Source organism: Synechococcus sp. N26 (genome assembly GCF_900473975.1).
GTDB lineage: Bacteria > Cyanobacteriota > Cyanobacteriia > PCC-6307 > Cyanobiaceae > Parasynechococcus.
In genome coordinates, this window is sequence record NZ_UCNM01000007.1 from 306,944 (window position 1) to 321,102 (window position 14,159).

The 14,159-nt window shown below is 62.0% G+C and carries 19 protein-coding genes; 10 read left to right on the forward strand and 9 right to left on the reverse strand.

What is annotated here, in order from left to right; genetic code table 11:
- Positions 1-79: 79 nt before the first annotated feature.
- From DXY33_RS06330 to DXY33_RS06340, 3 genes are read left to right on the forward strand one after another with little or no spacing between them, the layout of a single operon-like run.
- Positions 80-1,651, forward strand: a complete 1,572-nt coding sequence (locus DXY33_RS06330; protein WP_115132185.1) for an NAD(P)H-quinone oxidoreductase subunit N — start codon at positions 80-82, stop codon at positions 1,649-1,651.
- Positions 1,644-2,342 carry an ABC transporter ATP-binding protein gene (locus tag DXY33_RS06335; protein ID WP_114988237.1) on the forward strand — a complete coding sequence of 233 codons (699 nt, stop codon included), beginning with the start codon at positions 1,644-1,646 and terminating at the stop codon, positions 2,340-2,342. Before DXY33_RS06330 ends, DXY33_RS06335 begins: the two co-directional genes overlap by 8 nt.
- 55 nt (positions 2,343-2,397) lie before the next feature.
- Positions 2,398-2,736, forward strand: a complete 339-nt coding sequence (locus tag DXY33_RS06340) for a response regulator (protein WP_115132186.1) — start codon at positions 2,398-2,400, stop codon at positions 2,734-2,736.
- Here DXY33_RS06340 and DXY33_RS06345 read toward each other — a convergent pair.
- The 6 genes from DXY33_RS06345 to DXY33_RS06370 are packed head-to-tail and all read right to left on the reverse strand — an operon-like array spanning position 2,678 to position 6,761.
- Positions 2,678-3,175 (reverse strand): HAMP domain-containing sensor histidine kinase, encoded by a 498-nt coding sequence (locus tag DXY33_RS06345; RefSeq protein ID WP_115132187.1) that lies wholly within the window; start codon positions 3,173-3,175, stop codon positions 2,678-2,680. The genes DXY33_RS06340 and DXY33_RS06345 overlap by 59 nt on opposite strands.
- Positions 3,127-3,606 carry a hypothetical protein gene (locus tag DXY33_RS06350; protein ID WP_179948495.1) on the reverse strand — a complete coding sequence of 160 codons (480 nt, stop codon included), beginning with the start codon at positions 3,604-3,606 and terminating at the stop codon, positions 3,127-3,129. Before DXY33_RS06350 ends, DXY33_RS06345 begins: the two co-directional genes overlap by 49 nt.
- Positions 3,607-3,652: 46 nt before the next feature.
- The gene (locus DXY33_RS06355) at positions 3,653-4,420 is read right to left on the reverse strand and encodes a biotin--[acetyl-CoA-carboxylase] ligase (RefSeq protein ID WP_115132188.1); all 768 of its coding nucleotides are present in this window, start codon (positions 4,418-4,420) and stop codon (positions 3,653-3,655) included.
- Positions 4,421-4,427: 7 nt separating this feature from the next.
- Entirely contained in the window at positions 4,428-5,618 is a 1,191-nt protein-coding gene (locus DXY33_RS06360) for an aminotransferase class I/II-fold pyridoxal phosphate-dependent enzyme (RefSeq protein ID WP_115132189.1), read from the reverse strand.
- Positions 5,605-5,931, reverse strand: a complete 327-nt coding sequence (gene trxA / locus DXY33_RS06365; RefSeq protein ID WP_170950537.1) for a thioredoxin — start codon at positions 5,929-5,931, stop codon at positions 5,605-5,607. Before trxA ends, DXY33_RS06360 begins: the two co-directional genes overlap by 14 nt.
- Positions 5,932-5,987: 56 nt before the next feature.
- Positions 5,988-6,761 (reverse strand): PspA/IM30 family protein, encoded by a 774-nt coding sequence (locus DXY33_RS06370; RefSeq protein WP_115132190.1) that lies wholly within the window; start codon positions 6,759-6,761, stop codon positions 5,988-5,990.
- A gap of 64 nt (positions 6,762-6,825) precedes the next feature.
- Between DXY33_RS06370 and DXY33_RS06375 the strand changes: the two genes are divergently transcribed.
- A complete protein-coding gene (locus tag DXY33_RS06375; protein WP_115010353.1) occupies positions 6,826-7,347 on the forward strand; it encodes a DciA family protein in 522 nt (173 codons plus the stop codon).
- An 11-nt stretch (positions 7,348-7,358) separates the two neighbouring features.
- Here the strand turns inward: DXY33_RS06375 and DXY33_RS06380 are convergent, their stop codons facing one another.
- The 3 genes from DXY33_RS06380 to DXY33_RS06390 are packed head-to-tail and all read right to left on the reverse strand — an operon-like array spanning position 7,359 to position 11,222.
- Positions 7,359-9,200: a glycosyltransferase family 39 protein gene (locus DXY33_RS06380; RefSeq protein WP_115132191.1), complete on the reverse strand. Its 1,842-nt coding sequence runs from the start codon at positions 9,198-9,200 to the stop codon at positions 7,359-7,361.
- Entirely contained in the window at positions 9,175-10,284 is a 1,110-nt protein-coding gene (locus DXY33_RS06385; RefSeq protein ID WP_115132192.1) for a glycosyltransferase, read from the reverse strand. The genes DXY33_RS06380 and DXY33_RS06385 overlap by 26 nt, the downstream gene beginning before the upstream one ends.
- Entirely contained in the window at positions 10,281-11,222 is a 942-nt protein-coding gene (locus DXY33_RS06390; protein ID WP_114988229.1) for a DMT family transporter, read from the reverse strand. Before DXY33_RS06390 ends, DXY33_RS06385 begins: the two co-directional genes overlap by 4 nt.
- Positions 11,223-11,275: 53 nt before the next feature.
- Here DXY33_RS06390 and sppA point away from each other — a divergent pair, with 53 nt between their 5' ends.
- The 6 genes from sppA to DXY33_RS06420 all read left to right on the forward strand — a co-directional run bounded on the left by sppA (position 11,276) and on the right by DXY33_RS06420 (position 14,155).
- The gene (gene sppA / locus DXY33_RS06395) at positions 11,276-12,088 is read left to right on the forward strand and encodes a signal peptide peptidase SppA (protein WP_115132269.1); all 813 of its coding nucleotides are present in this window, start codon (positions 11,276-11,278) and stop codon (positions 12,086-12,088) included.
- A complete protein-coding gene (gene aroH, locus DXY33_RS06400; protein ID WP_115132193.1) occupies positions 12,085-12,468 on the forward strand; it encodes a chorismate mutase in 384 nt (127 codons plus the stop codon). The genes sppA and aroH overlap by 4 nt, the downstream gene beginning before the upstream one ends.
- Positions 12,469-12,543: 75 nt before the next feature.
- A complete protein-coding gene (locus tag DXY33_RS06405) occupies positions 12,544-13,119 on the forward strand; it encodes a DUF2808 domain-containing protein (RefSeq protein WP_115132194.1) in 576 nt (191 codons plus the stop codon).
- Positions 13,120-13,165: 46 nt separating this feature from the next.
- Positions 13,166-13,303, forward strand: coding sequence for a 50S ribosomal protein L34 (gene rpmH / locus DXY33_RS06410; protein ID WP_011363584.1), 138 nt, complete (start codon positions 13,166-13,168; stop codon positions 13,301-13,303).
- Between the two features lie 61 nt (positions 13,304-13,364).
- Positions 13,365-13,751, forward strand: coding sequence for a ribonuclease P protein component (locus DXY33_RS06415; protein WP_011363583.1), 387 nt, complete (start codon positions 13,365-13,367; stop codon positions 13,749-13,751).
- Entirely contained in the window at positions 13,748-14,155 is a 408-nt protein-coding gene (locus DXY33_RS06420) for a PH domain-containing protein (protein WP_114988225.1), read from the forward strand. The genes DXY33_RS06415 and DXY33_RS06420 overlap by 4 nt, the downstream gene beginning before the upstream one ends.
- The last annotated feature ends 4 nt before the right edge of the window (positions 14,156-14,159 follow it).

Genomic DNA, 14,159 nt, shown 5'->3' on the forward strand with positions numbered 1-14,159 from the left:
GCACCGAGCAGCGCTCTGCATGACCGTCGGCGCGTCAAGCGCCGCTACAGTCGCCCCAGCGCAACGGTTCCAGGCTGCCATGCCCGACATGGGTGCTTTCCTTCTCGCCACCCAGGCCACGGCTGCCCCTGGTGAGCTGCTGAATCTCTCTCTCAACGCCTCCGCCGTACTGCCCGAAGCTGCAGTTCTGCTGGCGATGATCGCCACTCTCTTGGTGGACCTGGCCGGCGAAAAGGTCGCCACACGTTGGGTGCCGCCGATTTGTTACGTGGGCCTGGGGACCTCCCTGGTGCTGCTGGCCCTGCAGTGGAACGCACCGCTGGAGCCCTCGTTCCTTGGAGCCTTCCTCGCCGACAACCTGGCGGTGGCGTTCCGGGCTGTGATTGCCTTGTCAACGCTTCTGTCGCTGCTGATCAGCTGGCGTTACGCGGAGAAGAGCGGCACACCTGTTGGCGAGTACGCCGCCATCCTCCTCGCCGCAACCCTCGGCGCCATGCTCCTTTGCGGGGCAACGGATCTGGTGAGTGTGTTCATCTCGCTGGAGACGCTTTCCGTCGCCAGCTATTTGCTGTCGGGCTACATGAAGCGGGATGCCCGCAGCTCGGAAGCAGCACTCAAATATCTGCTCGTGGGATCGGCAGCCGCTGCTGTTTTCCTGTACGGCTCTTCCCTGCTGTACGGCCTGAGCGGCAGCACCAGCCTCGACACCATCGGCCTGGCTCTGCAAACCAGCACCACACCTCTGGCTGCTTTGGCCCTGGTGTTCGTCTTGGCCACCGTTGCATTCAAGATCGCAGCCGTTCCCTTCCACCAATGGACGCCTGACGTCTACGAAGGCTCACCAACCCCTGTGGTGGCGTTCCTTTCCGTGGGTTCCAAAGCGGCCGGATTCGCCCTGGCCCTTCGCATCCTGGTGGGTTGCTTTGGTGCCTTCGACGATCAATGGAAATTGCTGTTCACCGTTCTGGCGGTGTTGAGCATGACCCTGGGCAACGTTGTTGCTCTCGCCCAGACCTCGATGAAGCGCATGTTGGCCTACAGCTCGATCGGCCAGGCCGGCTTCGTGATGATCGGCATGGTCTGCGGCACCGAGGACGGTTTCGCGGCCATGGTTCTGTACATGGCGGCCTACCTGTTCATGAACCTAGGGGCCTTCGCCTGCATCATCCTCTTCTCGATCCGCACAGGAAGCGATCGAATTTCTGATTACGCGGGGCTTTACCAGAAAGATCCCCTGATCACCCTCGGCCTGAGTCTTTGCCTGCTTTCTCTGGGTGGCATTCCGCCAATGCTGGGTTTCTTCGGAAAGATCTATCTGTTCTTTGCCGGTTGGGCGAACCACGAATACCTGCTGGTGGTGGTTGGCCTGGTCACCTCCGTGGTGTCGATCTACTACTACATCTCCGTTATCAAAATGATGGTGGTGAAGGAACCCCAGGAGGCCTCCGATGTGGTCAAGGCCTACCCCGACGTGAATTGGTCGTTGATGGGGATGCAGCCGCTTCGGGTTGCCCTGATTGGATGTGTGGCGATCACCGCCGTTGGTGGAATCCTCTCCAATCCCCTGTTCCAGTGGGCCAACACAGCGGTTGCAGGAACGCCATTGCTTCAACAGGCCATCGCCCTGTCAAGCCTGAAGGGTCTTGGCTGAGGCTGTGCAGCAGCCGGTTGCTGAGCTCAGGGGGATCAGCAAGATCTATGGATCTGGTGATCTCGAAGTCAAAGCTCTGGACCAACTGAATCTCACCGTTCAGGAGGGGGATTACCTGGCGGTAATGGGGGCCAGCGGCTCAGGCAAGAGCACGGCGATGAACATCCTTGGCTGCCTCGACCGGCCCACCAGTGGCACCTACCGGCTCAATGGCACGGCCGTTGAACAGTTGGATGACGATGCCTTAGCCGACGTTCGCAACCGCTCGCTCGGGTTTGTCTTTCAGCAGTTCCATCTGCTCGGCCACGCCAGCGCCATGGAGAACGTGATGCTCCCGATGATCTATGCGGGGGTGCCCAGGGAGGAACGGATCGAGCGTGCCCAATCGGCCCTGCGCCGCGTTGGTCTAGCGCAGCGTTTGGAGAACAAGCCCAATCAGCTCTCCGGAGGGCAGCAACAACGGGTGGCCATCGCCCGGGCCATCATCAACCGCCCCAGTCTGCTGCTGGCGGACGAACCCACAGGGGCTCTGGACTCCAGCACCACCGCCGAGGTGCTGGAACTGTTTGATGAACTCCACCAACAGGGCATCACCCTGGTGATGGTGACCCATGAGGACGATGTGGCGGCCCGAGCACAACGCATTGCTCGATTCCAGGATGGTCGGGCGCTCACTGGATGCCCACAATGAGTGCAGTGCCCCTGCGCTAAGGGACGAGACCCCCAAGGCTCTTCGTGTTGCAGTCGTGGAGGATGATCCGCGCATTCAGCAGCTGATCAGTGCTGAAATCACCGATGAGGGGCACGCCTGCATCTGCTTCGGGTCCGCAGAAGACTTTCTCGACGAAGCCGGCTCTGATCGTTTCGATCTGCTGCTGCTGGACTTGATGCTGCCAGGCATGGACGGCTTGGCCTGCCTGAAACAGCTGCAGCACCAGGCTGCGTTGAGGGTGGTGATCGTGACGGCTCCCAATTACGCCGACAAGAAACACGAAGCTCTGGCGAATGGAGCGGAGGCCTACGTGCTCAAGCCGGATCTGTTCGAACAGCTGCCGCAACTGCTCCAGACCCGTTCGATGGTCTGAGCTTCAGATGCAAGCGAACGATTGTGGTGGTTCCTTGCGATGAGGGCTGCTGGTGGAGCTCCAGCGTTCCTCCACACCCCCTGACCAGTTCGCGCGCTAAGGCGAGCCCCAGACCCGGGCCCTCCACCTGTTCGCCATTCCGTTCGGGCTTGCCCCGGAAAAACGGTGCAGTCCAGCGTTCCAGATACTCCGAAGCCACAGGAGCGCCAAGGCTCTGACTGGCGAACTCCAGAATGCAATAGTCGCGCCCGTCACTCCCAGCAAGACTGAGCTGAATCGGCATGGATCGATTGGCGTGCTGGCAGGCGTTGTCGAGCAACTGATCCAATGCCAGCATCATGGCCCGAGGGTCGGTTTGAACCACCAGTTCATCCCCCCGTTCGATGCCCTTCAGCTGCAGACTCGGCGCCAGCTCCCCAGGATCGGATGCAGACGCCAACCAAACTCACTGCTTTTAAAAGCGTCTCCAGCCACCGGGAAGAGCAGTTGACTGTCGCCATTGCCAGGAGTTGGCAGCGGACGGGGCGTGACCGCAAAGACGGATTCCAGACGAAAGGTGCCGCCATCGGGGGCGAGAAGCGCTGACACGGGAACACGCAACGGTTGGCGGGAGGGGATCAAGCGAACCCGTGCTGAGGCCGGTGCCCCCGGCGGACGCCTGGCCACCCCGGAAGCACAGTCCTGCCGGGACAGAGCACCGGTGCGACAGGCCTCCTTGAAACGGCTTCGTTCGATGGGAACCGCCGCGCCACCGCCCCGAAGCAGCTTGCGCTCCTGGGACGTGATCACCCGTTGGCGAACCAGACCATCGAGCGACTGATCAAAACCCTGCGCAGCCGCGGCTGGAACCAACGCGAACCAAGCCAGCAACGGACAAGACGGCTGTGCTCAGGAATCCTATGGATGGGACACCAACTCAGGGCCAGCGGCGCCAGGTTTCAGTCCTTGAACCCTGACGCAACCGCAGCCCTCCATCGCGTTCAAGGCCAGCAATCCTCCAGATCTGACCGTCTTGAGGATGGACGAGCTGATCAGACCAGAGCCTGGCCTGAACGCCATCGAGGCACCAGGCCCCATCGCCTCCTTCGTCGTGACAATGATCGAAGGCCAGCAAAACCTCCGCCGTCCATCGGATCGGATCCGCAGCCTGCTGTCCTTCAAGCCTTCTCAGGGCAATGGCATGGCCAGGAACTGCATTCCGCACATTTAGGCCCAGGCCGATGCGTAGCAAACGCAGCTGGGAGCCCCGCTGCACCACCCCTGGCAGAAGACCCGCCAATTTGCGGCCGTTCACGAACAGGTCGTTGGGCCATTTGATCTGAACCGAAAGGCCCTGCTGCTCAAGCCGGTGCACCACCGAAAGGGCCAGCGCCAAGCCAAGCAAGCCGGCCTGACCGGACCCTTGGCTCCGCCAAGGCAAAGCAGCACTGATCCAGACACCACCTGGCGGAGAAACCCAGGCGCGCCCCCATTGGCCAACTCCCCGGCGCTGGTGGGTGGCAATGACGGCGCGAGGTCCCATCAATGAAGGCTGATCGCGCAACCAGGCTCCCAGCAGCTCCTCCGTGCTGCTGCACACAGGCACATGACGGATGGACCAGTGGCGTGCCGAGGCACCAGCGAGGCGGCGATACGTCGCCATCAACCGGCCACCACCGAAGTGTGGGAATCGATGTTGCGGCATGCGTGGATCAGTCATCCATCGCATCCGCGAGACGCGATGCAGCGTCCACCAACTCATTCACTGGCCGCACAAGCGCCATGCGCAGCCACTGGCGACCGCCGACACCAAACCCAGACCCAGGGGTCAAGGCGACACCACTGCGCTGAAGCAGTTCCCTCGCGGCATCTTCATCACTCCAGCCCCGGCGATGGGCCGCATCAGGCAAAGGGAACCAGAGGTACATCGCCATCTCTGGACAGGGAATCGACCAACCGCGTGCCCTGAGGGTCTCGACCACACGATCCCGTCGTTCGCGATAGGTCGGATGCAGTTGCCGCGGCCAATCGGGGAAGCGTTGCAAGGCCTGAATCGCACCCTGCTGCAGAGCCAGGCTCTGGTTGAAATCGATGACGGCCTTGGCGCGACGCAGGGCGGCAATCAGCGGTGCCGCACCAACTGCAAAACCAAGTCGGAATCCCCCAAGGCACCAGCCCTTCGAAAGGGAGAAGAATTCAATGCCGCACTCCCGCCAGTTCGAAGCCTGCAACAGCGAGGGAGGCTCTCCATCCAGGGCGAGATCCACATAGGGATTGTCGTGAGCGATCACCACGTCATGCCGAGCTGCGATCGCCGTGATGCGATTGAGATCCTCCTGATCCCCCACCCGGGCTGAAGGGTTGTGGGGATACCCCAAAACGAACAGCTTCAGTTGATCCCAGAGCTGGGGGCTGATGGTCGTCAGGTCTGGCCGCCAGTCGTTTTCAGGGGAAAGAGAAAGGGCCGTGGTCCGGGCTCCCGCCAGGTGCAATCCACCGGTATGGGACGGATAACAAGGGTCCAGATGCATGGCGGCGTCACCGGGATCCAGCACCGCCAGCGGCAGATGGGCGGTTCCTTCCTGGGATCCCACCAACAACTGGACCTCATGATCAGGATCCACGGCAACGTCGAAGCGATACCGACACCAGTCCGCGACGGCGGCATGAAAAGGCCTCAGTCCGGCTTGAAGGCAATAGGAGCTGCTGCTGGACTCCATGACCGCTGAGGCCATGGAGTCCAACAACGCCGCGGGAGGCCGAAGATCAGAGGATCCGATGGAGAGATCCACCAGATCCGGACGGACCGAAGAAGACGCCTCGAGCCGATAAGCCTGTTTGGCGGCATCAACACGGGCAAAAACAGCGCTGCCCAGTGAGGCAAGCCGCTTAGAGGTTGGCATCCAGGAAGGACTGCAGCTGCGGTTTGGCGATGGCACCTTCATGCCGCGCCACCACTTCACCGTTGCGGAAGAGGATCAGTGTGGGAATGCCCTGAACCTGGTAAGCGTCACGGGTCTGAGGATTGGAATCCACCTCGAGCTTGCCGACGCTGACGCGATCGCCGTAGTCGCTCGCCACCCAATCCATCAACGGTGCGATCAGTCGGCAGGGGCCGCACCAGGCAGCCCAGAAATCGACGAGGACCGTGCCGGAAGCCTTGAGAACTTCACGTTCAAAACCAGCGTCGGTGAAATCGGCAACAGCTCCAGCCAAGGCACTCAAATGACTGAACTGATCCTATGGAAAGCCGGACGACTTTCCTGGGTTGATCAGAGCTTGTCGATGGATCGTTTCAAGTCTTCGAGTTCAGCATCCACCTCTTCCACCTGCACGGGCTTCACGGCCTCGGAGGTCTCAGATGCGGGAAGAGCAACGGCTTCCGGGCCTCCCTTCAGCTGAGCGCGCAACGCCTCGAGATCATCATCAACACCGCCACCGCTTTCCAAAGCCGCGAACTGACTCTCCAGATCAGATCCAGCCAGCTCAGCCGCAGCCTGGCCGGTGGCCTCCAGGGCCTCCACCTTTTCCTCCATCCGCTCGAAGGCCGCCATAGCGGAATCAGTGCCGATGCTGCCAACGGCACTTTGCAACTGCTGCTGGGCCTTGGCCGCCTGGGCCCTGGCCTTGAGCATGTCCTTCTTGGTCTTGGCCTCAGCGATCTTTCCTTCGAGGGCAACCAGACTCTTCTTGAGCGATTCCACCTGGCCATCTTGGGCCTGCACCTGGGCCGTCAGCGAGGTTGCTGTCTCCTGGAACGTCTTGCGGCGGGTCAATGCTTCCCGAGCCAGGGATTCCTCACCCTTCTTCAACGCCAGCTCAGCACGCTCATACCAGGTCTTGGATTGAGCTGCAGCCTGCTCAGCCTGGCTGGTCAGTCGCTTCTGACTCGCGATCGCCAGGGCAACCGCCTGACGCAACTTGACCAGATCCGCCTGCATGTCAGCGACGGATTGATCAAGGATCTTGGCCGGGTCCTCAATGCTGCTGACGGCAGCGTTGGCGTTGGCACGAACCAGCCTGCTCAGCCGATCAAAGAAACCCATGACTTGGCCTCAGACGCGCTGAGATTAGCGAGGTTCCTGCAGCAGTTCTGCCTAGGATCAACCCATGGCGGTTGCACCTGAATCCCAACGGCGTCGCCTTCCGGGCCTGGAGCTGCTGCAGTCAGCTGCGCCAGCACCGGCAGAACCCTTGAAAACCTGTCTTGGCGCACTTCAGCGAGAGTGGCGCAAGGACGACCATCTGGCAGCGCTCTGGCAGGACTGGCCGAGAGTTGCGGGAGCGCAACTGGCACCGCACTGCCGCCCCCTATCGCTGCAACGCGGGGTGCTGACCGTGGGAGCCAGCCATCCTCAATGGCGCCAGGCTCTCCTTTACAACAAGCCTCAACTGATCAGCGCCCTGCACCAAGCCGGCCACGCGGTGCGTGATCTGCGCATTCAGCAACACCACTCCCTCCAATCCCCAGTGCTGGAGAGCGAAGCCAGCATTTGGGCTCAGCATCCGAGCCGCACCGATGTGCACGGCATGGGGACATGCCCGGACTGCGGCCGACCAGCACCCAACGGAGAAATCAAGCTCTGGGGGCACTGCGGTTTTTGCCATCGCCAAACCTTGTCGCCCTCCTAAGGCGCCACAACTCAATACCGCTCCGGACGCGGCTCCTCCCAGTCGGCATCGACGCCATCGGCCATCAGGGTTTGTGCCCGTTGCTCAAGGCGAGTGCGGTCCAGACGCCAAACGTCGTAGATCCCGATCTGTCCCAGTAGCTCAGGCTGCAGGTTCCTCCAATGATCCCGTTTTGCCGTTCCGCGATCGATCAGCACCAGCACGGTTCTGGAGGCACCGGGGCTCCCGAGGGGATATCCACTCCAGCCGCGTCGCTGTTCATGGGCCAGGCGATCCGCAATGTTGACCAACGCCCCATCGGATTGGCCTTCGTAAAGGATCACCTGGCCTGTGTAGAAGTGCAGCGAAGGCTTCATGGCGCCAACCATGACCATGGGCTCTCCACGGTGCTGCTGCGACAACATCAGTGAGGCCGCGTCACGCACGGGCTGCTGACGCAGACGATCGGCGAGTTCGGCGATGGGAACCAGAGCCGTGAGATGAAATCCGAGCAGACAGCCCTGCATGGCCAGCAAGGCTTGAGCAGCAGCACGACGCTGAAGCAACAGACCGGCTCCAAGCACGGCTGCAGCGCTGAACCAGACCGCACCCCACTTCAACAAACCGCTGGCGAGTAAATCCACCGACAGCGTCGGCATCTCCGGATCCTCGATCAAGGGAACCCAGAGCGATCCCAGCCAGAACCCAGCAGCCAGGACGGCGATCAAGGCCAGGCAAGTTGCCCAGGCCATCCGTTGCCAGCGCGAAGAGCCCACCGTGGAGCCCACCGTGGCCTGGGCCACCAACAGGGCCGCCGCGGGGGTGGCGGGCAACCAATAACTCGGGAGCTTGGTGGCTGCGGTGGTGAACAGCAGCAGCACCGCCAACAGCCAGCACGCTGCGAATTGATGCAACGAATGCTCCGGAGCGATCCGAGATCGGGGCACCCGTGCCAGGCCAATCAGCAGGTAGGGCGTGAAGGGCAGGGCAGCCACGAGCATCACCGGGCCGAAAAACCACCAGGGCTGCAGGTGATAGTTCACCACGGAGGTGAAGCGTTGAAGGTTGTGGTAGCCGAAAAAGCTGTCCCAGAAGGGCTGTCCTTCCACCAGCAACTCCAGGGCATACCAGGGAAGGCTGATCAGAGCGGTGAGCAGCAACCCTGGCAGCGGGCGCAGCCGCTGCCAGGGTTGAACAAGATCCCGTCGCAACACTCCGAACATCAGCAGAGCGAGACCAGACAGCACCACAGCAACAGGCCCCTTTGCCAGCACGGCGAATCCGAGAATCACCCAGGCCGGCCACCAGGCCACCTCTTGGGGGGCGGCAAAACGCCTCCACTGCAACAACAGGCTGAGACCCAACAGGCCACACAGCAGGGCATCACTCACTGCGGTGCGGCTCCAGACGAGCACCAGCGGCGAGAAGGCAAAGGCCAGCGGTGCGATCAGTGCCGTCAAACGCGGACGCGCATCGCCGGGGAACGGCCAGCGCAGCACCGTATCGGCGAGGCCAAGCATCAGTCCGAGCGTGGCCAGGGCGGAAGGAAGCCGTGCCGCCCAACTGCCGAAAGGATCCCAAACCTCGCGTCCGGGCAAGGCATAACCGAACCCCATCAGCCAGTACACCAGGGGCGGTTTGTCGTAACGGGGCAAGCCGTTCACCCGAGGCGTCAGCCAATCGCCGGTGTCAGCCATGGCCCGTCCGGCTGCGGCAAACAACGGCGGAGTTTCATCCACCACACCGGTGGATCCCAACCGCCAAAAGGTGATAACGAGTCCCAGGGTCAGCACAAGTGCCAGAACCTGGCGTCGCTGGCGTCCTGAAACATTGACCGACAAGGGACCCTCAGCTCCTGCGGTTGATGCTGACATCCGCCGTCAGTCCTGTTCGAACCCACGCTTCAACACGCTGACTGAAGACCTCACAGGAGGCGTGCTCTTCAGCCCAGCTGCGGCAGAGGGAGCGCTCAATGCTTTCGACGCGCCGAAGCGCCTCCGTGAGGGCAGCAACATCGTCGGGCGGCACCAACCAGCCAGTGCGACCGGAACAAATCAGCTCCCCCGGTCCACCACGGTCATAGGCGACGACCGGAACACCACAGGCCAGGGCTTCAACCACAACATTGCCGTAGGCCTCATTCCATTTCGGTGTGTTGATCAGAGCGCGGCAGTGGCCCATCTCCTGCTGGAGCTCCTGGGTCGATCGAAATCCACGCCAGTCGATCGTGCCCTTGGGAACACTCGACTCCACCTGCCGCGCATAGGCGTCGTCCTCACGCAATCCCCAAACCAGAAGCTGTTCACCCAGGGCGGCAGCGGCAGCAGCAGCATCCTCCAGCCCCTTTTCCGGTGCGATGCGGCCCGCCCAACCCAGAGGGCCATTGGTCTGCCCTTGAAAGGTGTAGTTGCTGAGATCAAATCCGTTGCCCACAACACTGGGCGGAGAAGGCAGCCGGAAATCAGCGGCCTGGCGGTGGGTGTGAAAAGCAAGGCGACGGGAATCCCAGGCGGCGACGGCTTCGATCACATCGCGCATCACCGCAGCCACATCCCCCATGCTCACGAGATGAAAGAGCCTGGCGCTGACCCGTTGCGTCAGCCACAGCGGCAGCCAGTCGTAGCCACCGTTGATCACGGCGTCGGCGGACTGACCCACATCGAGCGCGGCCTCCCAGAGAGCCGGCAGAAGCCCATTACGGGGAATTTCGACCGGCGCATGCTCGGCAGCGTGCTGCCAGCTGGGCTGGTTCACACCCTCCACCTCCAGCAACTCAACTCCGCTGCAGTCGACGGGGAGCGTGGAGCCCTTCGCGGCCACAACCGTGACCCTGTGGCCACGCCGTACCAACCCCTGCACCAAGGATCGGAGGGTGAGCTCCACACCTCCACCCTCGCCACTACCGAGGGCCCCGATGGGCGTGTTGACGATGACGAGGTGAAGCGGCGACTCCGTCATGAGGAGGGGTCCGCAAGCGGTAGCGGCTCCCAGAACCGGCGACGTTGACTCACAAAAATCACCGACACGAGCACCATCACAACACCGATCCACTGGAGCAGATCAAGGCGCTCTCCCAGCAACCAACCACCGGTGGCCAAGGCAAACACAGGGGTGAGAAATCCAAGGCTGCTGAAACTGGTGAGATCGCGCTGATTGGCGAACCAGAAGAACAATCCGTAGGCCAGGGCGCTTCCGAGCAAACTCGCATACCCCATGCGCGCCCAGTCCGTTGCCGTCCAGACCAAGCCGGCATCCGTGCGCTGCAGGGCATGAACCCCGAGCAAGGGAAGTCCCCCCAGCACCATGTGCCAGGCCGTAACGCTGACCGGATCACTGTGGCGTGAGGCAAAGCGAATCAACACCGTCCCAGCTGCCATGGCGACGGCCGCAAGCAACATCCAGCCCTCACCGGGCTGAAACAACTGCTGCACCACCGGCGGGTCAGCCAGCAACCACCAATGTCCCAACAGCTCAGCCGGTAGGCCGATGCAGACGATTCCAGCCAAACCGATGGCCAGCCCCATCCAGCCGATGGGATTGATCGACTCCATGAACAACGCGCGTGCCATCAGGGCCACCAACAGAGGTTGGCAATCAATCAGGACGGAACCGAGACCCGCGCCTGTGCCCTCCAACCCCCGCGCCAACAGGCCTTGAAACAAGGTGGCATCCACCAGGGTGAACAGGAGGAACCAAGGCCGATCACGGGAATCGATCGCCAGGCCTCGGCCGGTGCACTGGCCCCAGAGCAGAAGAGCCAAACCGGCGGGCACAAGGCGCAAGCCAGCAACCAGCCAAGGCCCTGCGCTGGCGAGCAATGGGGCCATGGCGGTCATCGCCGTTCCCCAGAGCGCGAAGGGCAACACCATCAGAAACCAGAGTCGCAACGACGGCATGGATGGGCGCTGGGGTGCTCTTTTTAAGATCTGGAGCGATGCAGATGCGCAACATGATCTGGCCCTGGCGGCGAAAATCCCGACGACGGATGGCGCGCATCGTTGTTGATGGCCCCATCACCGGTGCCACGCGGAAGCGGGTGCTCAAAGCGCTGCGGGAGGTGAAGCAAAGGGAATTTCCAGCACTGCTGCTGCGGATTGACAGCCCCGGCGGCACGGTCGGAGACAGCCAGGAGATTCATGCAGCCCTGCTGCGGCTCCGGGAACAGGGCTGTCGTGTGGTGGCCAGCTTCGGCAACATCTCCGCCTCCGGCGGCGTCTACATCGGTGTGGCTGCGGAGAAAATCGTCGCCAATCCCGGCACGATCACCGGTTCTATCGGGGTGATCCTGCGGGGCAACGACCTCTCGCGGGTGTTCGAAAAGATCGGGATTCGCTTCGACACGGTGAAGAGCGGCCCGTTCAAGGACATCCTTTCCCCGGATCGTCCGCTGAGCGATGCCGAACGTGCGTTGCTTCAGGAGCTGATCGACAGCAGCTATGGCCAGTTCGTTGGTGTTGTGGCGCAGGGAAGAAACCTTGAGCTGGAAACGGTGAAGCGCTTCGCCGATGGACGGGTGTTCAGCGGAGAACAGGCACAGGCGCTGGGCTTGGTGGATGAACTCGGCGACGAAGACCATGCCCGTCGCCTCGCGGCGCAGCTGGCCGATCTCGATGCGGACGACATTCGCCCCGTCACCCTGGGAAAGCAACGCCGCAAGCTCAGTGGCCTGCTGCCTGGGTCCCAGCTCCTGTATCAACTGCAGCAGCGACTCTCGATTGAATTGATGGGGAGCGGTCAGGTGCTTTGGCTGTACCGCCCATGACCAGCTCACCCCTTGTTCTGAGAGGCCTGCGCGGGGCCACCACCTGCACGGAGAACAGCACGGAGGCCATCCATGCGGCGGTCAGCGCCCTGATGGACGCCCTTGTCGATCGCAATGGCCTGACCCCCGACCAGCTGGTGTCGGTGACCTTCTCGGTCACAGCAGATCTCGACGCCTGTTTCCCGGCGGCCATTGCACGACGGCGGCCCGGCTGGGACACGGTGGCTTTGCTGGATTGCCAGCAGATGGCTGTTCAAGGCGACCTCCCCCGCTGCATCCGTGTTCTGGCCCACGCCTGGATCCCACAGGACCAGCTACCCGTGCATCCTTATCAGGGCGACGCCCAGCGGCTCCGTCCAGACAGATCTGGTCACAACTGACAGATCAGCCTCCGACCCCTGAGATCACCGCCCACTGGTTGGACTCAGGAGAATCCCATCATCAAGATTCTTCCCATGGCCCGTTCCACTATCAGACGCTTGCTTGCTGGAGCCGGCACTGCTGCAGCTCTGTTGATGGGCTCAGCACTCACCGGAACTCCCGAGCAGATCGCCCACGCCCAGGGCACACCGGGGCTGATGGAATTCCGCTGGGACAACGACCGGGACTACCGGAAGCTGTACTACTACCAAACCTCCAGCATCGAAAACGACCGCTCGGAGTGGTACCTCACCCTGCGCGAAAAGGACCGCAAGACCGCGATTCTCAAACTCACCGTCACCGTTCCGGACTATTTCGACTCCAAGCTCAAGCCCCACCGCATGCGCATTTGCCGCACCAACGTTGGCAGCATGATGAGCCGGAGCAAGTGTCTCGAAGAGATCCCGGCGGTGATCGAGGTCAACAAAGACCAAACAGAAATCGTGGTCTTCCCCGACACGCCGCTGCCTTCAGACGGGGACTACTCGCTTCACATCAAGCTGTTCAACCCCCAGGGGAAGCGCATGTATCAGTTCAACGCCCTGGTGCAGGCCCCCGGAGATGTGCCGATGTCCGGCTACAGGGGCAGCTGGCTGATCGATGTGGACTGACTGATAAAATCCCAGATTCAGATCGGCCGGTTGCCAGGAGACGTCCATGACCAAGCGCACCCTCGGGGGAACAAACCGCAAGAGGAAGCGCGTCTCGGGTTTCCGTGTACGGATGCGCTCCCACACCGGCCGTCGTGTGATCCGCACGCGCCGCAAGCGCGGCCGCGCCCGCCTCGCCGCTTGACGGTGTGGGATGAATCCAGAGGATTCATCCCAGACTCGACATCCCCAAACAGGATTGGTTGATGGTCCTTCCCGCCTCCATGCGATTGCGCGGGCATCGATGCTTCAACCGTTTGCACCGGTCCTCCAAGCGCCAACACGGAACCTTGATGGTTCTGCGCGTCGCTGCAGGTGATTCCAATCTGCTTCGCCGGGAGTTGCGGGGCATCCAGGAAAGAACCTGCCGCTGCGCCCTAGTGATCAGCAACAAGGTGAGCAAGCGTTCCGTTAAGCGGAACCGGCTCAGGAGGCTTCTGCATGACCACCTGCGTCGACGTTTTGAACAACGAAACGATCTGGCGGGCCGGTGGTTGCTGATCAGCCTTCGCCCGGAAGCCGCGGAAGCCGAACCCACACAGTTGCTCGAAGAATGCGACAGTCTTCTGAGAAGCGCCGGACTGGATCCATGACCAGCATTCAGGAAGATGTCCACTACGACGGTGGACCAGCCCGCGGGGATCTGATCTTCAACATCCTGCTTGGCTTCACGCTGATCGGTCTTCCCTTCACCATCGGAGCTGTTGTTCGGGCCCTTTGGCTTCGCTTCCGCATCACCAGTCGCCGCATCTCGGTGACGGGGGGCTGGATGGGCAAAGACAAAACCCAGGTGGTGTATTCACAGATCAGCGAAGTGCGCACCGTGCCCCGGGGCTTCGGTGCCTGGGGAGACATGGTGTTGGTGCTCAAGGACGGCGCCAGGCTCGAACTGCGCTCGATGCCCCGATTCCGGGAAGTTGAGGCCTACATCCTCGAACGCATCAGCAGCCGTGCGGCCAAAGCCCAAGAGAAAACCACTGAAGGTTTCGCCGCCTGAGTGC